The sequence below is a fragment of the Pseudomonas sp. A39 genome, assembly GCF_058145955.1.
Map to the genome: position 1 here is coordinate 185,851 of NZ_JBYVMD010000007.1, position 20,656 is coordinate 206,506.

Below are 20,656 nucleotides of genomic sequence, written 5' to 3' on the forward strand. Positions count from 1 at the left end.
CGCACCCGCTGAAGAAACCGCTTTAACGCCTGTTGCTGATCAAACGGCGCGGGTCGCCACACCCTCTGGCCGGCGCGACAACACGCTCACCAGCACAAAACTCACCAGCCCAATGGCCAGGCTGTAGTAGATCGGCGTGTTCGCGTCCAGCCCATCCTTGAGCATAAACACCAGCGCGGTCACGAATCCCAGGGTCATGGAGGTGATCGCCCCCGACGTGGTCGCGCGTTTCCAGAAGATCGCGCCAATCAGTGGGATCAACATACCGCCCACCAGCAGGTTGTAGGCCAGTGTCAGTGCGCTGATCACATCGCTCACCACCAGCGCAATGCCCAGCACGGCGATGCCGGTCAGCATCGTAAACAGGCGGTTGACGGCCAGGCTCGACTGTTTGCCGCCACGCAAACGCGGCAACAGGTCTTCAGTCAGCACGGTGGAGGCGGCGAGCAGGCCGGCACTGGCGGTGGACATCATCGCTGCGAGGGCGGCGGCAATCACCAGGCCACGAATGCCGTCTGGCAGCGAGGCTTTCACGATAGCGGCAAACGCGTTGTTGACGTTATCCAGGTCTGGGATCAGCACGTGTGCCGCCATGCCGATCAACGCACAGGCCAGGCCGTAGAGGATGCAGTAGAAACCGGCGAAAGTGCCTGCGTACTTGGCGACCTTTTCGTCACGGGCGGTGAACACGCGCTGCCAGATATCCTGGCCGATCAGGATGCCGAAGAAGTAGATCATGAAGTAGGTGATGATCGTGTCCCAGCCGATCGCGGTGAAGCTGAAGCTCGACGCGGGCAGCTTGGCCACCAGCTCATCCCAGCCGCCGACGCGGTACAGGCAGATCGGCAGCAGGATAAACATCAGGCCGACGGTCTTGATCACGAACTGCACGATATCGGTGAGGGTCAGCGACCACATGCCGCCGATGGTCGAGTACACCACCACCACACCGCCGCCGAGCAGCACCGAGATCCAGAACGGCAGGCCGAACAGCACTTGCAGCACGGTGCCGATGGCCAGGATCGAGGTCACGCCGATCATCAGCGCGTAGGCCAGCATGATCACCGCACTGGCCTGGCGGGCCATGGGGTTGTAGCGTTTTTCGAGGACCTGGGTCACGGTGAAGATCTTCAGCTTCAACAGCGGCTTGGCCAGGAACAGGTTGAGCGCAATGATGCCCATGCCCAGCGCGGCACACAGCCAGAAGCCGGAGATGCCATGCACATAGCCCAGGCGCACGGTGCCGACGGTAGAGGCACCGCCCAATACCGTGGCGGCCATGGTGCCCATGTACAGCGACGGGCCCAGGTTACGTCCGGCCACCAGGTAATCTTCGTGGGTCTTGGCGCGGCGCATGCCGTAATAGCCGAGCACGAGCATGCCGGCGGCGTAGATGAGTACGACGAATAAATCCAAAGCCATGACGGCGGTTCTCCAATTATTTTTTATTGTGGTGAGCGTGCTTGCTGTGGTGAAGGCGCGTGTTGTGGCGAGGGAGCTTGCTCCCGCTGGGCTGCGAAGCGGCCCCAAAAAAGCCGGCTCCAGCTTCGCGGTCGAACGGGAGCAAGCTCCCTCGCCACAACGGTCGGCCCGTAGACAGCCGTCGGTTCCGGAAACACCCGCAGCAAGGTCAGGTACACCACCGACGCCAACCCCAGCGTCACCGGCAAGCTGATATCAATGCCATCGGCCAAATTGCCCAGCGGTCCCACAAACTGCCCCGGCAAATTGACGAAACACAGGCCCACCAATGCACTCGGAATCCACGCCCCCAACCCGCGCCAGTTCCAGCCATGGCTGAACCAGTAGCGCCCGCCGGTCTCACCGCGGGTAAACACCTGCAGGTCATCCGGGCAGTAGAAGCCGCGACGCACGATCAGGCCGATGATCATCATCACCATCCACGGCGTGGTGCAGGTGATGATCAGTACCGCGAACGTCGACACGCTTTGCACCAGGTTGGCGGCGAAACGTCCGATAAAGATGAAGGTAATCGACATCACCCCGATCAGCAGCGTGGCTTTCACCCGCGACAACAGGCGCGGGAACACGCTGGACATGTCCAGCCCGGTGCCATACAGCGACGTGGTGCCGGTGGACATGCCGCCGATCACCGCGATCAGGCACACCGGCAAGAAGAACCAGGTCGGCGCTACCGCCAGCAACCCGCCGACATAGTTATTCGCCGCGATGTAGTCCGGCGCCTTGATCGCGACGATGGTCGCGGTGGCCAGGCCAAACAGGAAAGGGATTAACGTCGCGATTTGCGCCAGCACCACTGCCAGCATGATGCGCATTTTCGGCGTCTCACGCGGGATGTAGCGTGACCAGTCACCCAGGAACGCACCGAAGGAAATCGGGTTGCTCATGGCCACCAGCGCGGCGCCGATGAAGGCGGCCCAGAAGCCCGTCTGGCCCAGGGCTACAGTGCCCGCGAAGTGGCTGTCGAACGCCGGCGCGAAGGCAAAGATGCCCAACAGGAACAACAGGCTCGCCGCCCACACCGCAATGCGGTTGACCCACAGCATGAAGCGAAAGCCGTAGATGCACACCGTCAGTACGAGAATGGCGAACACGCCGTAGGCCAGGCCCAGGGTCAAGTCGGTTTCCGGCAGGCCGATCAGACGTTTCGCACCCCCCACCAGCGCATCGCCCGAACTCCACACCGACAGTGAGAAGAAGGCAATCGCCGTCAGCAGTGAGAGAAACGAGCCGACAATCCGCCCGTGTACACCAAAGTGCGCACCGGAAGACACCGCATTGTTGGTGCCGTTGATCGGCCCGAACAGACCCATGGGCGCCAGGATCAGCGCACCCACCAGCACGCCCAGCACAATCGCCCAGACGCCGGCCTGGAACGACAAGCCGAACAACACCGGGAAGGAGCCCAGCACGGCGGTGGCAAAGGTGTTGGCACCGCCGAAGATCAGTCGGAACAGATCCTTGGGGCCGGCGGTACGTTCGTGGTCCGGGATCTGCTCGACCCCGTTGGTTTCTATCTTTCGAATACTTTTATCGTTGTTTTTATTATTCATGATCAGCTCCGATCACATTGGCTAAGGGGGCGGCAGCCCTTCCGGCATAGCGGACAAATGTTCGTGACAGGCCAGCCACAGGCCTTGTTTTTGTTGTGTGCCAGACCCTTGCCGTGTGAAGACAATGGTCTCGCGTTCCTGGCTAAAAAATTGCTCCCCGTTCATGCGCAGCTCGGTGGCCACGTCATGCATGAAAATCGCCACGTCACCCTGCAGGCTGACCACGGCGTTGCTTGAGGTGCAGGACAGCACCTCGAACCCCTCGTCCCGGCGCCAGCTGTCCCACAACGCCTGGTAGGCATCGCGACTCAGCAGCGGCTGGGGGAGGGTGTAGAACACAAAGCTCGCATCGGCGGTGAACGCGCCGAAGTAGGCGGCGCGGTCATTGCGCGCAAAGGCCGCGACCAGGTCGGCGGCGGCTTGCAGCACTTCGTGGGTGCTCATCAGCGATGGGCCACGCCAGGCAGTACGCAGAGCATTTCGTACAGCAGGTTGGCGCCCAGCAGCGAAGTGTTGCCGGTGGTGTCGTAGGGCGGCGAAACTTCGACCAGGTCGCAACCAATCAGGTCGAGGCCCTGGCAGCCGCGGATGATCTCAATCGCCTGGATGGTGGTCAGCCCGCCGATTTCCGGCGTACCGGTGCCCGGCGCCCAAGCCGGGTCGATGCCATCGATATCAAAGCTCAGGTACACCGGGCCGCCGCCGACTTTCTCACGCACTTCGGCCATCAACGGCGCGAGGGAGTGGTGCCAGCATTCTTCGGCCTGGACCACACGGAAGCCCTGTTTGCGGCTCCAGTTGAAGTCTTCGGCGGTGTAGCCCTGGGCGCGCAGGCCGATCTGCACCACACGGTCGCAGTCCAGCAAGCCCTCTTCAACCGCGCGGCGGAAGGTGGTGCCGTGGGCGATTTTCTCGCCGAACATATGGTCGTTCACATCGGCGTGGGCATCGATGTGCACCAGCCCGACCTTGCCGTGTTTCTTGTGGATCGCCCGCAGGATCGGCAGGGTGATGGTGTGGTCGCCGCCCAATGTCATCGGGACTACGTTGTGCTCGAGGATCTCGTCGTAGGCCTCTTCGATGATGCGCACGGCGTCCAGCAGGTTGAAGGTGTTGATCGCCACGTCACCAATGTCCGCGACCGACAGCGAGTCGAACGGTGCGGCGCCGGTGGCCATGTTGTAGGGGCGGATCATGACGGATTCGGCGCGGATTTCACGCGGCCCGAATCGGGTGCCGGCGCGCAGCGAGGTGCCGATGTCCAGCGGCACGCCGATAAAGGCGGCATCCAGGCCCTTGGCCGTTTGCAGGTGGGGAAGACGCATCATGGTGGCGATGCCGGCAAAGCGCGGCATTTCGTTGCCGCCCAGTGGTTGGTGGAAAATCTTGTCCACGGGAGTGCCTCATCGTTGTTTTGTTTATTAGGGGCCGATTCTGCGAAATACACCGATACGAAAGAATCGGCAGGGGCAAATACTTAGTTCAGATTTTTCTAAACTAATACCAGCGGTTAAACTACGACAGCTGGACTGTAGTGAGCGGGCTTGCCCCGCGCTGGGGGGCGAAGCCGCCCTAAACCCAGGCACCTCGGTCTCTCTGAAACACTGCGGCGTCCTCATTAGGGCGGCTTCGCCCCCCAGCGCGGGACAAGCCCGCTCACTACAAGTAGCCCGATCATCTTGGAGACCCCATGGCCAACGCCTTGCCCGACCTGAAACTCCTGCGGATCTTCGTCAGCGTCGTGCGGCACCAGGGATTCGCCAATGCCCAGCACGAACTCAACCTATCCACGTCGGCCATCAGCACTTACATGAGCCAACTGGAATCGGCGTTGGGCCTGGTGCTGTGCCATCGCGGCCGGGGCGGTTTCAGCCTGACCAGCAAAGGCGAGCTGTTCCATCAGGAAACCCTGCGGTTACTGGGCGAACTGGAAGGTTTCGAGCAATACGCCGCAGCCTTGAAAGGCGAGTTGCGCGGCACCCTCAAGCTCGGGGTGCTCGACTCCACCGTCAGCGACAAGGCGCTGCCGTTCGCCGAAGTCATCGGCGCCTACAGCCAGGAGCACCCGGCGGTGCACCTGCATTTGTCGGTGATGAGCCCCTACGAACTGCAACTCGGTGTGCAGGACAATCGCCTCGACCTGGCCATCGGTGCTTTCTCCAACCGCATGAGTGGGCTGATCTACATGCCGTTGTACCGCGAGCAGCACTGGTTGTATTGCAGCACCCGGCACCCGCTGTTCAACGAGCGCCGCATCCCGGAGCAAGTGATCACCCAGCAACGCATGGTCGGTCGCGGCTACTGGAGCCAGGCCGAACTGGCGCGCCATGGTTTCAAACACAGCGCGGCGACCGTGGAAAGTATGGAGGCTCAGTTGATCCTGGTGCTGTCCGGCGCCTATATCGGCTACCTGCCTGAGCACTACGCCCAGGCCTGGGCCGACAAGGGGGATTTGCGCGTATTGCTGCCGGCCACCTTCGGTTACCAGGCGCCGTTTTCGATGATCATGCGCCGCGGGCGCAGCCGTGAACCGTTGATCCAGACCTTCCGCGATCTGCTCAAAGCCCAGCTCAACCAGGCCTGATAATCCATGTCCAGACCCCAATGCCCGCGCTGCCTGCGACCCGCCACCCATTGCCTGTGCGCGTTGATCCCCAGCCTCGACAGCCGCACCCGCGTGTTGCTGTTGCAGCACCCGAGCGAGGTCAACCATGCGCTCAATACCGCGCGGTTGGCGGCGTTGGGCTTGAACAATGCGCAGTTGATAGTGGGTGAGGTCTTTGATGATCTGCCGGCCTTATTGAACCCGCCTGGCTATCAGGCGCGGCTGTTGTTTCCGGCTGACGACGCCCAGCCGCTGCAAGCCTATGTGCCTGGGGATCAACCGCTGTTGCTGGTGGTCCCCGACGGCACCTGGCGCAAGGCGCGCAAATTGCTGCACCTCAATCCGTTGCTGGCAGCGCTGCCACGGGTGACGCTGGCCGAGGGCGCTGTATCGCGTTATCGGCTGCGCAAAGCGCCCGGGCCGGGAGCCCTGTCAACGGTTGAGGCCATTGTGCAGGCGTTGCAGGTGCTGGAGGCACCGGCATCGTTCGAGCTGCTGCTCAAACCCTTTGAGGCGCTGATCGACGGGCAGATTGCAGCGATGGGGGAGGAGGTTTTTCAGAAAAATCATGGCGATCGGCATTTGGGCTAGGCGGGTTGTCGAGGTGCGGCCATCGGGGGCAAGCCCCCTCTTACAGTTGACCGAATTCCAGCACGAGAATGCGCGCGAATGTGGGAGGGGGCTTGCCCCCGATAGCGTCTGCCCAGCCACCACCTCGCTCGCTTATTCCTATAAGCCATAAGCACCGCACTTTGCGTGATATGGCCCGCCGGCCTTTCCCGGTATGATGTTCGCCCCCGCAGTCTGGATTGCGAATACGCCATGACCTTGCAGTACCCTACAATCGCCGATTGCGTCGGCAACACCCCCCTGGTCCGCTTGCAACGCATGGCGGGTGAAACCAGCAATACCCTGTTGCTCAAGCTTGAAGGGAACAACCCGGCCGGTTCGGTAAAAGACCGCCCGGCGCTGTCGATGATCACCCGCGCCGAGTTGCGCGGGCAGATCAAGCCCGGCGACACCCTGATCGAAGCCACCTCCGGTAACACCGGGATCGCGCTGGCCATGGCCGCGGCGATCAAGGGTTACAAGATGGTGCTGATCATGCCCGACAACGGCAGCGCCGAGCGCAAGGCGGCGATGACCGCCTATGGCGCCGAACTGGTGCTGGTGACCCAGGAAGAGGGCATGGAAGGTGCCCGCGACCTCGCCGAGCGCATGGCCGCCGAAGGCCGTGGCCAGGTGCTGGACCAGTTCGCCAACGGTGACAACCCCGAGGCGCACTACACCACCACCGGTCCGGAAATCTGGCGCCAGACCCAGGGCACCATCACCCATTTCGTCAGCTCCATGGGCACCACCGGTACCATCATGGGCAACTCGCGCTACCTCAAGGAGCAGAACCCGGCGATCCAGATCGTTGGGCTGCAACCGATGGAAGGCGCGGCCATCCCGGGCATCCGCCGCTGGCCCGAAGAGTATCTGCCGAAGATCTACAACGCGACCCGCGTGGACCGCATCATCGACATGGCCCAGCGTGAAGCCGAAGACACCACGCGCCGCCTGGCCCGTGAAGAAGGCATCTTCTGCGGTGTGTCCTCCGGTGGTGCCGTGGCCGGCATGTTGCGCTTGTCCAAAGAGGTGGAAAACGCGGTGATCGTCGCGATCATCTGTGACCGAGGCGACCGATACTTGTCGACCGGCATTTTCGACGAACCCAACTGATGGCCAAGCACGAGAGAGGCCTGCGCTTCCAGCCGACGGGCGGCAGCCGGGCCCCGCAGATTCCGGTAGGCAAGAAACAACGCTTGACCATCGAGCGCCTGGCCAATGACGGCCGCGGCATCGTGTTCTTTGAAGGCCGCACCTGGTTTGTGAACGGCGCGCTGGCCGGCGAAGACGTGGAAGCGCGCGTGCTGGGCACCCACGGCAAAATCGTGGAGGCGCGCACCGAACGGGTGTTCAAGTCCGGCGAACTGCGGCGTCCGGCGCCGTGCGCGCACTTCGGCCGCTGCGGCGGTTGCAGCGTGCAGCACTTGCCCCACGCCGAACAACTTGCCCTGAAACAGCGCATGCTCGCCGAGCAACTGTCCCGTGTGGCCGATGTCGAACCGCAAGAGTGGGCCGCACCGTTGAGTGGGCCGGAATTCGGCTACCGTCGCCGCGCCCGTGTGGCCGTGCGTTGGGACGCCAAGGCGAAACATCTGGCAGTCGGTTTCCGCGCCGTGGCCAGCCAGGACATCGTCGCCATTGACGATTGCCCGGTACTGGTACAGGCCTTGCAACCGATCATGCAGCGTCTGCCCAACATGCTCCGCCGCCTGAGCAAACCTCAGGCGCTGGGGCATGTGGAAGTGTTCAGTGGGACCTCCATCGCCGTGTTGCTGCGGCATATGGCGCCGCTGTCCGAAGCGGACCTGCACATTTTGAAAGAATTCTGCACCTTCCATGATGCCCAGCTGTGGCTGCATGGCGAGGGTCAGCCGGAACCGGTCGACGCCGATGCGGTTCTGGGGTTTCGATTGGACCAGTGGGATCTGGAGCTGGCTTACCGGCCTGGAGACTTCGTCCAAGTCAACGCCGGGGTCAACGCGGCGATGGTCGCCCAGGCCCTGGAATGGCTGGCGCCCCAACCCGATGAGCGGGTGTTGGACCTGTTTTGCGGCCTGGGCAATTTCGCCCTGCCGCTCGCTCGCCAAGTGCGGGAAGTGGTGGCGGTGGAAGGCGTACAGACCATGGTGGACCGGGCGGCCGTCAACGCCGTCAGCAACAATTTGCATAATGCGCAGTTTTTTCAGGCCGATTTGTCTCAGCCTTTGACCGACGCGGAATGGGCCAAACAGGGCTTTTCTGCGGTACTCTTGGACCCACCTCGTGACGGTGCCCTGGAGGTTGTGCGCAAGCTCGCTACCCTCAAGGCCAAGCGTCTGGTGTATGTGTCCTGCAACCCGGCCACGCTGGCGCGGGACACGGTTGAGTTGGTCAAGCAAGGCTACCGGCTAAAACGTGCCGGGATCCTCGACATGTTTCCGCAAACCGCGCATGTCGAGGCCATGGCGTTATTTGAAGCGGGCTAGGATGCCCGTTTAATCCGACTGGCCTGCATTCTCCAAGGCCGCGACCTGCCAGGGAGTGTGTGTAAGCTTTATCAAGGTAAAGCAGGTCAGCGATGATTTTTGACGCATCCAAGGTGCGTCGTAGGGAAGGTAAGCAAGATGGTACAGGTGAGAGCACACCAGCCGATCAACACCGACGGCAGTATCAATCTCGAGGCATGGCTGGATCATGCCGTCAGTGTCGACCCGGCACTGGACCGTGAAGCCTTGAAAGCAGCCTGCGAGTTCGCTCGTGAGTCTGAGCAGCAAGACAATGCGGCCAAGAACCTGTGGGCCGAAGGCACTTCAAGTTTTCGCACCGGCTTGGAGATCGCCGAGATCCTCGCCGATCTTAAACTGGACCAGGACTCGCTGATCGCCGCCGTACTCTATCGCGGCGTACGCGAAGGGCACATCGCGTTGCCCATCGTCAGCCAGCGTTTCGGCACCGTGGTGGCCAAGCTGATCGACGGCGTGCTGCGCATGGCCGCGATCAGCGCCAGCCTCAGCCCGCGTCAATCCATGGTGCTGGGCACCCAGGGCCAGGTCGAGAACCTGCGCAAGATGCTGGTGGCGATGGTCGACGACGTTCGTGTCGCCCTGATCAAGCTGGCCGAACGCACCTGTGCCATCCGGGCGGTGAAGACGGCCGACGATGAAAAGCGCAACCGCGTTGCCCGCGAAGTCTTCGACATCTATGCACCCCTGGCGCACCGCTTGGGTATCGGCCATATCAAATGGGAGTTGGAGGACCTGTCCTTCCGCTACCTCGAACCCGATCAATACAAACAGATTGCCACCTTGCTGCACGAGCGGCGGCTCGACCGTGAGCGCTTTATCGCCGACGTGATGAACCAGTTGCGCTCCGAGTTGCAGGCCACCGGCGTCGAGGCCGACATCAGCGGTCGCGCCAAACACATCTATTCCATCTGGCGCAAAATGCAGCGCAAGGGCCTGGCCTTCAGCCAGATCTACGACGTGCGTGCCGTGCGTGTGCTGGTGCCGGAAATGCGTGACTGCTACACCGCGCTCGGTATCGTCCATACCCTGTGGCGGCACATTCCCAAGGAGTTTGACGACTACATCGCCAACCCCAAGGAAAACGGCTATCGCTCCTTGCACACGGCGGTGATCGGCCCCGAGGGCAAGGTGCTGGAAGTGCAGATCCGCACGCACGCCATGCACGAAGAGGCCGAGCTGGGTGTCTGTGCGCACTGGCGCTACAAGGGCACCGACGTCAAGGCCGGGTCCAACCAATACGAAGAGAAGATCTCCTGGCTGCGCCAAGTGCTGGAATGGCACGAAGAACTCGGCGACATCGGCGGCCTGGCCGAACAGTTGCGTGTGGATATCGAACCGGACCGGGTCTATATCTTCACGCCCGACGGACACGCCATCGACCTGCCCAAGGGCGCCACGCCGCTGGATTTTGCCTACCGCGTACACACCGAAATCGGTCACAACTGCCGGGGCGCCAAGATCAACGGGCGCATCGTGCCGCTCAACTACAGCCTGCAGACCGGTGAGCAGGTCGAGATCATCACCAGCAAGCACGGCACGCCGAGCCGTGACTGGCTGAACCCCAACCTCGGCTACATCACCACGTCGCGGGCGCGGGCGAAGATCGTCCATTGGTTCAAGTTGCAGGCGCGTGACCAGAACGTCGCGGCGGGTAAAACCTTGCTTGAACGCGAACTGGCACGCCTGGGCCTGCCTCAGGTGGACTTCGACAAGTTGGCCGAAAAAGCCAACATGAAGATCGCCGAAGACATGTTTGCCGCGCTGGGTGCCGGCGACTTGCGCCTGGCGCAACTGGTCAACCTGGCCCAGCAGCTGGTCGAGCCGGAGCGCGGCAGCGAACAGCTGGAACTGATCCCACGCAAGGCCACCGGCTACAAGCCCGGCAAGCGCGGCGATATCCAGATCCAGGGCGTGGGCAACCTGATGACGCAAATAGCCGGCTGCTGCCAGCCGTTGCCGGGCGATGCCATCGTCGGTTACATCACCCAGGGCCGTGGCGTGAGTATTCACCGCCAGGACTGCGCCTCGGTGCTGCAACTGGGTGGGCGTGAGCCGGAGCGGATCATCCAGGTCAGCTGGGGGCCGGTACCGGTGCTCACCTACCCGGTGGACATCATCATCCGCGCCTACGACCGTTCCGGCTTGCTGCGTGACGTGTCGCAAGTGCTGCTCAACGAGCGCATCAACGTGCTGGCGGTCAACACCCGCTCGAATAAAGAGGACAACACCGCGTTGATGTCCCTGACCATCGAGATTCCGGGGTTGGACGCATTGGGGCGGTTGCTGGGGCGGATTTCCCAGTTGCCGAACATCATTGAAACCCGGCGCAACCGCACCCCTTGATGCGGTCATAAATGTGGGAGAGGGCTTGCCCCCTCCCACATTTGATCGTCAGCGGAAAGAGACCGATGTATTCACTCGAAGACCTGCTGCACCTGATGAACCGCCTGCGCGACCCGCAATACGGGTGCCCATGGGACATCAAGCAAACCTACGCGACTATCGTCCCGCACACGTTGGAAGAAGCCTATGAAGTCGCCGACGCCATCGAGCGCGGTGACTTCGATCACCTGCAAGGCGAGCTGGGCGACCTGTTGTTCCAGGTGGTGTATTACAGCCAGCTGGCACGGGAGGAAGGTCGCTTCGAATTTGCCGGAGTGGTCGACAGCATTACGCGCAAGCTTATCCGTCGCCATCCCCATGTGTTCCCCACCGGCGATCTGTATGCGCCGCTGGATATCCCGCACCTGAGCGAAGAGCAGGTCAAGGCGCGTTGGGAGCAGATCAAGGCCGAGGAGCGCGCGGAAAAGTCCGACGCACCGGAGCAACTATCCCTGCTGGACGATGTGCCTACCGCGTTGCCGTCCTTGTCCCGTGCCGCCAAATTGCAAAAGCGCGCCAGCCAGGTCGGTTTCGACTGGCCGTCTGCCTTGCCGGTGGTGGATAACGTGCGCGAAGAGTTGGATGAAGTGCTCGAGGCCATGGCCGATAACGATCCGTCGGCCATTGCCGATGAGGTCGGTGACCTGCTGTTTGCCGCGGTCAACCTGGCCCGTCACCTCAAGGTCGACCCGGAAACCGCTTTGCGTGGGGCCAATGCCAAGTTCGAACGACGTTTCCGATTTATCGAACAGGCATTGCGCGACACGCACCAACCCATAGAAGATTGCACCCTCGAAACGTTGGATGCCCTCTGGGGCGAAGCCAAACGTCAGGAAAAGAACGTGTCCAGCTGCGGTTGAGCAGTTGCCTAAGTGAGTAAGCACCATGAGCCTTTCCCTTCGCGACCAGTTGCTCAAAGCAGGTCTGGTCAACCAAAAGCAGGCCAAGCAGGTCGGCAAAGAGAAACAGAAACAGCAACGCCTGGTTCACAAAGGCCAGGCCGAGGTCGATGACACCCAGGCCCGCCTGGCAGCCGAGGCACATGCCGAGAAGGTCAAGCGCGACCAGGAACTGAACCGCCAGCAGCAGGAAAAAGCCGAGGCCAAGGCCCGTACGGCGCAGGTCAAGCAACTGATCGAGACCTCGCGCCTGCCTAAGCTGACCACCGAGGACTACTACAACTTCGTGGATGACAAGAAGGTCAAGCGCCTGTCGGTCAACACGCTGATGCGCAACAAGCTGAGCAACGGCTCCCTGGCGATCGTGCATCACGGTGGCAGCTATGAGGTGATCCCGCGCGAAGCGGCGCTGAAGATCCAGGAGCGCGCACCGGAGCGTATCGTGCAGCTCAACATCCTCACCGAAAGCCAGGTGCCTGACGAGGATGATCCGTACGCCGCCTACCAGATCCCGGATGATCTGATGTGGTAAGGCGGTAGCAACCCATTGTGGTGAGCGCGCTTGTCCTTTGGTGAGCGCGCTTGCCTGGGGTGAGCAGGCTTGCCCTGCGTTGGGCTGCGAAGCGGCCCCGAAAACGCAAACGCCGCATTCTCCCTGAAAGAATGCGGCGTTTTTTGTGGGGCGGCTTCGCCACCCAGCGCGGGGCAAGCCCGCTCACTACACGTTAGCTTCAGGAGCTTTGTGCCTGGCGTTTCATCTCAAGCGATTCAAGCTCGTTTTTATAATTATGAGCGTCGCTCTCATTGTGAAACATGCCGACCAGCAGGTCTTGCTGGTGTACATCCCAGATGTGAATCCCATGGCCCAGTGCTTCGTGGGACATATGTTCGTCGTCGCGTTCAGTTACTTTTACAGTCATCTGCTTGCTCCAATCTCTGGTGGATCTGCGGCAAGTCGTCGCAGGCCTTTGTTATATGTTTTGTTAGCTTGCTAAGTAAACCGACTTTTCGCGCAACAATTCATTGCAGCAAATGCAACAGTCCTGTAGGCCGCGTAAACCGCGACATTGCGCCGCAGGGTGCTGAGTTTTATGACAAAAGTTTCATGTTCGCGTCAGGGGCAGCTCAATCGACAGGCGAAAAAAAGCCCCGCATTCGCGAGGCTCCTTGTTCCATCTACCGATCAGCTACCTTTGACAGCCTTACCGTCAACGGTGCCGTCCTGCAGCATGATGTTGTATTCCTTGCCGTCGGTTTCCACCTGGCGCAGGGCAACCAGGATGCCGCCCTGGTCCTTGGCAAACCACATCTGGGTGATGCGCTTGCTTTGTGTCGGGTCACGCACGCGCTCGACCTTGATGGCGTCGATGGAGCCGACCTTGGTCTGGACCTTTTCCGGGCCGATCACGCGGAAGTCGTAGGTGTCGACGTCGGTGCCTTCGACCACGTTGTAGCTCATGCTCTTCTTGCCGGCAGCCACATCGCGCTGCAGGGCCAACTGGTAGGTCGACTTGTCGAGCATGCCGCTTTGCAGGGCGACGTTGACCGGATCTTTGTTTTCAAAACCGGTGACTTTCTTGGCGGTCTGGTCGAAGTCCAGGTTGATCTTCTTCGCCTTGCCCAGGCCACCGCGCTCGAAGGTGTAGCTCTTCGGTTGCAGGGTGTCCTTGTCAAACTGGATCACGCTGGTTTCGGTCAGGCTGGCGATCATCATGGACGCCTTGAAGTTCAAGGTCCAAGTGCCATCGCCATTCTTGGCAAGGCTGCGTTCGGCCGAACCACTCATGGGCAACTGTTTCCAGTCGGCGGTGTAGCTGACGGAGAAAGGGTGTAGGTCTGCTGCTTGCACGGCAGGCAAGGCGAACAGCGCAAAAGCGAAGAGCAGGGCGCGACGCATAAAATCTCCTAGGTTCGAATCAAGTGGCCGCTGGCCGCAAGTAACTGACCGTCCAATAATGCACCCTGGTCACCGAGAATCAACCGCCCCTCGGCAAACCAGCGAACGGCCAGCGGGTAAATCCTGTGTTCCTGGGTGTGAACCCGTTGCGCAAGGCTCTGCGCCGAGTCGTCAGACTCTACCGGAACCACTGCCTGTACGACCAGAGGCCCGCCATCGAGTTCCTCGGTGACGAAGTGCACGCTGCAGCCATGCTCGCTGTCGCCGGCGTCGAGCGCACGCTGGTGCGTGTGCATGCCTTTGTACTTGGGCAGCAGGGAAGGGTGGATATTGAGCAGGCGCCCTTCGTAATGCCGCACGAAATCAGCGCTGAGGATGCGCATGAAACCGGCGAGTACCACGAGTTTGGGGTTGAAGGCGTCGATGAGTTCGATCAAGGCACTGTCGAAGGCCTCGCGGCCATCGAACGTCTTGTGATCCAGAGAGCGGGTTTCGATACCCGCGTCCCTGGCGCGTTGCAGGCCGTAGGCGTCGCTGCGGTTGGAGATCACCGCAGCAATGCGCACCGGGCTGTCGCCGGTGCGCGTGCTGTCGATCAAGGCCTGCAAGTTACTGCCGGTGCCGGAAAGCAGCACCACGACATCACAGGTCTGAGGCATCAGTGAGCCTTGAGGTTCTTCAGTTCGACCTGAGCTGCGCCTTCCGGGGCAGTGGCGATCTGGCCGATGACCCATGGCTGCTCGCCGGCTTCACGCAATACGTTCAGCGCGGTTTCAACGTGTTCTTGCGCCACGCAGATGACCATGCCGACGCCGCAGTTCAGCACGCGGTGCATTTCGGTTTCGTCAACGTTGCCTTTCTCTTGCAGCCAGTCGAATACCGCAGGACGCTGCCAGCTGGCCACGTCGACGATCGCCTGGGCGCCTTTTGGCAGTACGCGCGGGATGTTGTCCAGCAGACCGCCGCCAGTGATGTGGGCCATGGCTTTGACTGCGCCAGTGTCCTTGATCAGCTTGAGCAGTGGCTTGACGTAGATGCGGGTCGGGGCCATCAGCAGGTCGGTCAGCGGCTTGCCGTCGAGCTGGGTGTTCTCGATGTCGGCGCCGGACACTTCGATGATCTTGCGGATCAGCGAGTAACCGTTGGAGTGTGGGCCGGAAGAGGGCAGGGCCAGCAGGGCGTCACCGGCAGCGACTTTGGAGCCGTCGATGATTTCGGCTTTTTCCACCACGCCGACGCAGAAGCCGGCCAGGTCGTAGTCTTCGCCTTCGTACATGCCTGGCATTTCAGCGGTTTCGCCGCCGACCAGGGAGCAACCCGACAGCTCGCAACCCGCGCCGATGCCGGTGACCACTTGGGCAGCGGTGTCCACGTTCAGCTTGCCGGTGGCGTAGTAGTCCAGGAAGAACAACGGCTCGGCGCCGCACACCACCAGGTCGTTGACGCACATGGCAACCAGGTCGATGCCGATGGTGTCGTGCTTGTTCAGGTTCAGTGCCAGGCGCAGCTTGGTGCCCACGCCGTCGGTGCCGGACACCAGGACAGGCTGCTTGTAGCCGGCCGGGATTTCGCAGAGGGCGCCAAAACCGCCCAGGCCGCCCATGACTTCGGGGCGCGCAGTGCGCTTGGCGACGCTCTTGATGCGTTCGACCAATGCTTCACCGGCGTCGATGTCTACACCGGCGTCCTTGTAGCTCAGGGAGGGTTGCTTGCTCATGATCCAGGCCTTTAGGGGGGATTCAGGGGTAACGACCGAGCGGGCAGGCGCTTTTGGTAAAAGGCCCAGCCGTTGACGGTCTGCGAAGGCGCGCGATTTTATCAGGCTTGAGGGGCAGCGGCCATCCTCGGGCCGACGGGCAGGGCCATATAGGTTAAAAAAGCCGGTTAAAAAAATGCTGATGGGGTCTGCTTCGGCGCGTATTAAGGTATAGCCTTTAACCCGCTATCGTTATGACAGTACGAAAACTTACCAAGACCCTGTGAATGTTTTACCGGTGGCTGTGGTCACAGCCTTGCCAAACCGAGTTCACGCGGTCTGTTTCAGCCGCTAAATTTGTCGTTCGGGAATCTTCCATGCGTCTGTGTAAATTCTTCTTTGTAGGCTGCTTGTCGTTGGTCAGCCTGGCGAGTCATGCCGAAACCCTCAATGGCCTTTATCAAGTACTCGAACCCGTCAGCAGCCAATCGCCGCAAGAGCGCGACCAAGCCACCCAGCGTGCCGTGCAGACCCTGGTGATCCGCCTGACCGGCGACGCCAAGGCCGCCGATGGCCCGGGCCTGGCGGCGGTTCGCAAGGACCCGCAACAAATCATCAGCCAATACGGCTACGACGCCGGCCCGCCGGAAAGCCTGCAAGTGGATTTCGACCCGGTGAGCACTGATCGCGTCCTGCGTGAAGCGGGCCTGTCGATCTGGGGCAGCAATCGGCCATCGATCCTCGGCTGGTGGCTGAACGACTCCACCGAAGGCAGCAGCCTGGTGGGCGATGGCCAGACCGTGGCCCAGGCGCTGCGTCGTGCGGCACAACACCGTGGCCTGCCGCTGCGCCTGCCGCTGGGTGACTTGGATGAGCAGGTGGTCGCCACCGCACCGAATCTGGAAAGTGCTGACGCCACACCTTTGCGTGCCGCTTCCGAGCGTTACGGCGCCGACGCCTTGCTGGCTGTGCATGCGCGCCAGGAAGGGAGTCAATGGCAAGCCAAATGGCGTTTGTGGTTGGGCGACAAGAGCGAGCAGGGCACCGCCCAAGGGGCCGACACCGGCGCCGTGGCGGATGCGGTGATGCTGGCGGTCAGCCAGAAGCTGGCGCCACGTTTTGCGGTCAAGCCGGGTGTGAGCACGGAACAACTGCTCGAAGTGCAAGGCATGACCCTGGAGCGCTATGCAGCGCTGGGCCATCTGCTGGAGCCTTTTGGCGGCCAACCACAGTTAGTGGATGGCAATCGCATTGTGTATCGCGTCAACGGCAGTGCCGATCAGTTGCGCACCCAGTTGAGCTTGGCCAAGTTGCAGGAGATTCCCGCAGGCGAGGCGCCGGCCCAGCAACCCGTGACAGATGGCACGCAGCCTGCGGTAGCACCTGAGCCTCAGGCGCAGCTGCGTTTTCGTTGGTAGAAGTTTTCTTCTTTATATAGGTGGAGTGGTATATGGCGGATACGCGTCGTTGGGTGTGGCTTGGCGGGATCGTCCTGCTGTGCGTTTTTGTCTTCTTGCTGCATTCGATCCTGACGCCGTTCCTGGTCGCGTTGCTGCTGGCCTACCTGTTCGATCCGGTGGTGGATCGCTTGGAGAAGGCCGGGCTGTCGCGGACCTGGGGGGTGGTGGCGGTGTTCGCGCTGTTTACCTTGATTATCACGGCGTTGGTGTTGGTGCTGGTGCCGATGTTGGCCAAGCAGCTGTTCCGCTTGTATGAATTGGCGCCGCAGATGCTCGATTGGCTGCAGCACACGGCCATGCCGTGGGCCCAGGCTAAGTTAGGCCTGGCGGATGGCTTCTGGAAGTTCGACAAGGTCAAGGCGGCCATCAGCGAACACATGGGGCAGACCACCGATATCGTCGGTGTCATTCTCAGTCAGGCAACCGCATCCAGCCTGGCGCTGATTGGCTGGTTGACCAACCTGGTGCTGATCCCGGTGGTCGCGTTCTACCTGCTGCGCGACTGGGACATCATGATGGCCAAGATCCGCAGCCTGCTGCCGCGCAACCGTGAGGAGCGAATCGTCTCGCTCGCCGAGGAATGCCATGAGGTGCTCGGTGCATTCGTGCGTGGGCAGTTGCTGGTGATGCTGGCCCTGGGGATCATCTACGCGGCCGGCTTGATGGCCATCGGCCTGGAACTGGGCCTGTTGATCGGCCTGATCGCCGGCCTCGCCGCGATCGTGCCGTACATGGGCTTTGTGATCGGTATCGGTGCGGCACTGGTGGCCGGGCTGTTCCAGTTTGGCGGTGACCTGTATCCGATGCTGGGCATTGTGGCGGTGTTCATGGTCGGCCAGGCCCTGGAAGGCATGGTGCTGACGCCGTTGCTGGTAGGCGATCGGATTGGCCTGCACCCGGTGGCGGTGATCTTTGCGATCCTGGCGGGCGGGGAGCTGTTCGGCTTTACCGGCATCCTGCTGGCGCTGCCGGTGGCGGCGGTGATCATGGTGCTGGTGCGTCATGTGCATGATCTGTACAAGGATTCGGAGGTGTATACAGGGGTCGAAGACCCCGACCTGTAACCGCTTCTTTGCAAACCCGGCCCAGGCCGGGTTTGTTGTTTCTGGAGCGGCGGCGTCAAACAATCTGCGTAAATCCAACAAGTTAACGCAAACCTTTGATTTTGCTTGGGGTCTGTTGCATTGTGCGCCCGGCGTCACGGGTATAAACTTTGCAAACTTTACACAGAGGCCACTAACGGTTCGTTTGGAGCCGTTCAGTCAGCATGAAACCGATTCAGCTGCCCTTGGGTGTGCGTCTGCGTGATGACGCCACCTTTATCAACTACTACCCAGGCGCCAATGCCGCTGCACTCGGCTATGTCGAGCGGCTTTGCGAAGCCGACGCCGGGTGGACCGAAAGCCTGATCTATCTGTGGGGCAAGCACGGCGTAGGGCGTACCCACCTGTTGCAGGCCGCTTGCCTGCGTTTCGAGCAGATGGGTGAGCCGGCGGTTTACTTGCCTCTGGCTGAGTTGATGGACCGTGGCATCGGCATCTTCGACCACCTCGAGCAATACGAGCTGGTATGCCTGGACGATCTGCAAGCGATCGCCGGCAAGGCCGATTGGGAAGAAGCGCTGTTTCACTTATTCAACCGCTTGCGGGACAGCGGTCGGCGCCTGCTGATTGCGGCGTCCAGCTCGCCACGTGAGCTGCCGATCAAGCTGGCCGACCTCAAGTCACGGCTGACCTTGGCACTGATCTTCCAAATGCGCCCGCTGTCCGACGAAGATAAGTTGCGTGCCTTGCAACTGCGCGCCTCCCGTCGCGGCCTGCACCTCACCGACGAGGTCGGGCATTTTATCCTCACCCGTGGCACGCGCAGCATGAGCGCGTTGTTCGACTTGCTCGAACAGCTCGACCAGGCTTCTTTGCAAGCTCAACGAAAATTGACGATCCCTTTTCTCAAGGAAACGTTGGGCTGGTAACTCGTTGAATTTACGGGTTTCGCCAGTTTTCAGGCGCCAGGAAACCTGCGTTTGAGCCGCGTTGGCTACGCATTTGAACCGATAAATGGAATTACGGCTTAGATGTCATAGTCCAATCGCGAAGTCACATAGATCACGATTGAATTTGCAAATCGATGTGATAGTGGGCATAGTCTCGACTTCTTTACATATCAGCCACGGTCGTGCCCATGCTAAATCGCTTCGCACCCCTCGTGCCTCTCGCACTCGTTACCCTGTTGTTTGGTTGCGCCTCCCACCCTCAGCAGGTGGCGGAACAGCAAAAACCACAGGTTCAAAATCAGGCAAAGTTCGTTGCTGCACAGTCTGCTTCTGTTTACGAAGAAGAAATGGCAACCGAAAAAGAGCTGGCCAACTTCGCCGGCAGCAAGCCTTATCAGCTTCCTGTGCTGGCCGACAGCATCCTCGAACGCGGCATGTCCCTGATCGGTACCCGTTACCGTTTCGGTGGTACCTCTGAAGCCGGTTTCGACTGCAGCGGCTTCATCGGTTACCTGTTTCGCGAAGAAGCTGGCATGAACCTGCCGCGTTCTACCCGCGAAATGATCAACGTGAATGCACCGTTGGTCGCACGCAACAACCTCAAGCCCGGTGATCTGCTTTTCTTCAGTACAGCTGGCCGTGGTCGAGTGAGCCATGCCGGTATCTACCTGGGCGATAACCAGTTTATCCACTCCAGCAGCCGTCGCAGTGGCGGTGTTCGAGTCGACAACCTGGGTGACAGCTACTGGAGCAAAACCTTCATCGAAGCCAAGCGCGCACTCGCCATGGCCCCGACTACGGTTACTGCTAGCAAGTAAACTTAAAGTGATACTTGAAGTTTGACGTGTAAGCGCTAGAATCCCTGGACATTGTTGTAATCCGTTCGCGCGAGCTTTGCTTGCGCGTTCTGGTTTTCAGCGTTCGGCAGCGAAAGCCGCATCCAGACCAGGATTGTTCTGCACATGTCGACCTCGGCCCGCCTGATTCTTATTGTTTGCGCCGCGCTGCTCAGCGCCTGCGCAAGCCGTCCACCGCCGCCCGCGCCTGTCGCGGTGAAACCTAAGCCGGTGTTCAACTACTCCACCCAGAATTTCTCGCCTGCGGCCGAAGACGTGCTTTTTCGTGCGCTTGGCCTGGTTGGTACGCCGTACCGTTGGGGGGGGAATACCCCGGACTCGGGGTTTGATTGCAGCGGCCTGATTGGGTTTGTCTTCCGTGATGCTGCCGGGATCTCCTTGCCGCGTACCACCCGTGAACTGATTGTGATGCGCGCCCAGGATGTCAGCGAGCAAAACCTGCAGACCGGCGACCTCTTGTTCTTCGCCACCGGTGGCGGTTCCCAGGTCAGCCATGCCGGGATCTACGTGGGGGAGGGCCGCTTTGTGCACGCGCCGCAAACCGGCGGTACGGTGAAGCTGGATACCCTGTCCAAGGCGTATTGGCAGAATGCCTACCTGAGCGCCAAACGCGTGTTGCCGGCGAATCTGGCGCGTAATCCCTGAATTAAACCCAGGCCCAAAGGTGGGCTTGCTGTGGTGAGCAGGCTTGCCCTGCGCTGGGCTGCGAAGCGGCC

20 protein-coding genes are annotated in these 20,656 nt (G+C 61.1%); 12 read left to right on the forward strand and 8 right to left on the reverse strand.

Annotated features, from left to right (window positions below; genetic code table 11):
• Positions 1-39: 39 nt before the first annotated feature.
• Genes AC3ZU9_RS07975 through speB form a run of 4 tightly spaced genes read right to left on the reverse strand, consistent with a single transcriptional unit; the run spans position 40 to position 4,429 of the window.
• On the reverse strand, positions 40-1,422 hold the full coding sequence (locus tag AC3ZU9_RS07975) for a sodium:solute symporter family protein (protein WP_046036003.1): 1,383 nt from the start codon (positions 1,420-1,422) through the stop codon (positions 40-42).
• A gap of 23 nt (positions 1,423-1,445) precedes the next feature.
• Entirely contained in the window at positions 1,446-3,035 is a 1,590-nt protein-coding gene (locus AC3ZU9_RS07980; RefSeq protein WP_490090544.1) for a purine-cytosine permease family protein, read from the reverse strand.
• A gap of 21 nt (positions 3,036-3,056) precedes the next feature.
• On the reverse strand, positions 3,057-3,479 hold the full coding sequence (locus AC3ZU9_RS07985; protein WP_046036004.1) for a YybH family protein: 423 nt from the start codon (positions 3,477-3,479) through the stop codon (positions 3,057-3,059).
• The gene (speB, locus tag AC3ZU9_RS07990; protein ID WP_015885257.1) at positions 3,479-4,429 is read right to left on the reverse strand and encodes an agmatinase; all 951 of its coding nucleotides are present in this window, start codon (positions 4,427-4,429) and stop codon (positions 3,479-3,481) included. The genes AC3ZU9_RS07985 and speB overlap by 1 nt, the downstream gene beginning before the upstream one ends.
• A 296-nt stretch (positions 4,430-4,725) precedes the next feature.
• Here speB and AC3ZU9_RS07995 point away from each other — a divergent pair, with 296 nt between their 5' ends.
• The 7 genes from AC3ZU9_RS07995 to AC3ZU9_RS08025 all read left to right on the forward strand — a co-directional run bounded on the left by AC3ZU9_RS07995 (position 4,726) and on the right by AC3ZU9_RS08025 (position 12,569).
• The gene (locus tag AC3ZU9_RS07995; protein ID WP_049712094.1) at positions 4,726-5,619 is read left to right on the forward strand and encodes a LysR family transcriptional regulator; all 894 of its coding nucleotides are present in this window, start codon (positions 4,726-4,728) and stop codon (positions 5,617-5,619) included.
• 6 nt (positions 5,620-5,625) lie between these two features.
• Positions 5,626-6,231: a tRNA-uridine aminocarboxypropyltransferase gene (locus AC3ZU9_RS08000; RefSeq protein WP_064052701.1), complete on the forward strand. Its 606-nt coding sequence runs from the start codon at positions 5,626-5,628 to the stop codon at positions 6,229-6,231.
• A gap of 231 nt (positions 6,232-6,462) precedes the next feature.
• Positions 6,463-7,365, forward strand: a complete 903-nt coding sequence (cysM, locus tag AC3ZU9_RS08005; RefSeq protein ID WP_015885254.1) for a cysteine synthase CysM — start codon at positions 6,463-6,465, stop codon at positions 7,363-7,365.
• Positions 7,365-8,717: a 23S rRNA (uracil(1939)-C(5))-methyltransferase RlmD gene (gene rlmD, locus AC3ZU9_RS08010; RefSeq protein ID WP_490090545.1), complete on the forward strand. Its 1,353-nt coding sequence runs from the start codon at positions 7,365-7,367 to the stop codon at positions 8,715-8,717. The genes cysM and rlmD overlap by 1 nt, the downstream gene beginning before the upstream one ends.
• Before the next feature lie 138 nt (positions 8,718-8,855).
• Entirely contained in the window at positions 8,856-11,099 is a 2,244-nt protein-coding gene (gene relA, locus AC3ZU9_RS08015; RefSeq protein ID WP_015885252.1) for a GTP diphosphokinase, read from the forward strand.
• Positions 11,100-11,164: 65 nt separating this feature from the next.
• Positions 11,165-11,998 carry a nucleoside triphosphate pyrophosphohydrolase gene (mazG, locus tag AC3ZU9_RS08020; protein WP_015885251.1) on the forward strand — a complete coding sequence of 278 codons (834 nt, stop codon included), beginning with the start codon at positions 11,165-11,167 and terminating at the stop codon, positions 11,996-11,998.
• Positions 11,999-12,023: 25 nt separating this feature from the next.
• Positions 12,024-12,569 carry a DUF2058 domain-containing protein gene (locus tag AC3ZU9_RS08025; RefSeq protein WP_003230516.1) on the forward strand — a complete coding sequence of 182 codons (546 nt, stop codon included), beginning with the start codon at positions 12,024-12,026 and terminating at the stop codon, positions 12,567-12,569.
• 199 nt (positions 12,570-12,768) lie between these two features.
• Here AC3ZU9_RS08025 and AC3ZU9_RS08030 read toward each other — a convergent pair whose 3' ends face one another.
• The 4 genes from AC3ZU9_RS08030 to purM all read right to left on the reverse strand — a co-directional run bounded on the left by AC3ZU9_RS08030 (position 12,769) and on the right by purM (position 15,651).
• A complete protein-coding gene (locus tag AC3ZU9_RS08030; RefSeq protein ID WP_003175379.1) occupies positions 12,769-12,957 on the reverse strand; it encodes a hypothetical protein in 189 nt (62 codons plus the stop codon).
• Positions 12,958-13,220: 263 nt separating this feature from the next.
• Positions 13,221-13,934, reverse strand: coding sequence for a DUF3108 domain-containing protein (locus tag AC3ZU9_RS08035; RefSeq protein WP_015885250.1), 714 nt, complete (start codon positions 13,932-13,934; stop codon positions 13,221-13,223).
• A gap of 8 nt (positions 13,935-13,942) precedes the next feature.
• Complete coding sequence (gene purN, locus AC3ZU9_RS08040) at positions 13,943-14,593, reverse strand: phosphoribosylglycinamide formyltransferase (RefSeq protein WP_015885249.1); 651 nt, start codon at positions 14,591-14,593, stop codon at positions 13,943-13,945.
• Entirely contained in the window at positions 14,593-15,651 is a 1,059-nt protein-coding gene (gene purM / locus AC3ZU9_RS08045) for a phosphoribosylformylglycinamidine cyclo-ligase (RefSeq protein WP_015885248.1), read from the reverse strand. Before purM ends, purN begins: the two co-directional genes overlap by 1 nt.
• Before the next feature lie 356 nt (positions 15,652-16,007).
• Here purM and AC3ZU9_RS08050 point away from each other — a divergent pair, with 356 nt between their 5' ends.
• From AC3ZU9_RS08050 to AC3ZU9_RS08070, 5 genes are all read left to right on the forward strand, one after another.
• Positions 16,008-17,048, forward strand: a complete 1,041-nt coding sequence (locus AC3ZU9_RS08050) for a DUF2066 domain-containing protein (RefSeq protein WP_046036010.1) — start codon at positions 16,008-16,010, stop codon at positions 17,046-17,048.
• Between the two features lie 32 nt (positions 17,049-17,080).
• Positions 17,081-18,154 (forward strand): AI-2E family transporter, encoded by a 1,074-nt coding sequence (locus AC3ZU9_RS08055; RefSeq protein ID WP_064052705.1) that lies wholly within the window; start codon positions 17,081-17,083, stop codon positions 18,152-18,154.
• Between the two features lie 203 nt (positions 18,155-18,357).
• Positions 18,358-19,062, forward strand: a complete 705-nt coding sequence (gene hda / locus AC3ZU9_RS08060) for a DnaA regulatory inactivator Hda (protein ID WP_015885245.1) — start codon at positions 18,358-18,360, stop codon at positions 19,060-19,062.
• Positions 19,063-19,271: 209 nt separating this feature from the next.
• The gene (locus tag AC3ZU9_RS08065) at positions 19,272-19,901 is read left to right on the forward strand and encodes a C40 family peptidase (RefSeq protein WP_043205719.1); all 630 of its coding nucleotides are present in this window, start codon (positions 19,272-19,274) and stop codon (positions 19,899-19,901) included.
• Positions 19,902-20,045: 144 nt separating this feature from the next.
• Positions 20,046-20,585, forward strand: a complete 540-nt coding sequence (locus AC3ZU9_RS08070; protein ID WP_046036011.1) for a C40 family peptidase — start codon at positions 20,046-20,048, stop codon at positions 20,583-20,585.
• The last annotated feature ends 71 nt before the right edge of the window (positions 20,586-20,656 follow it).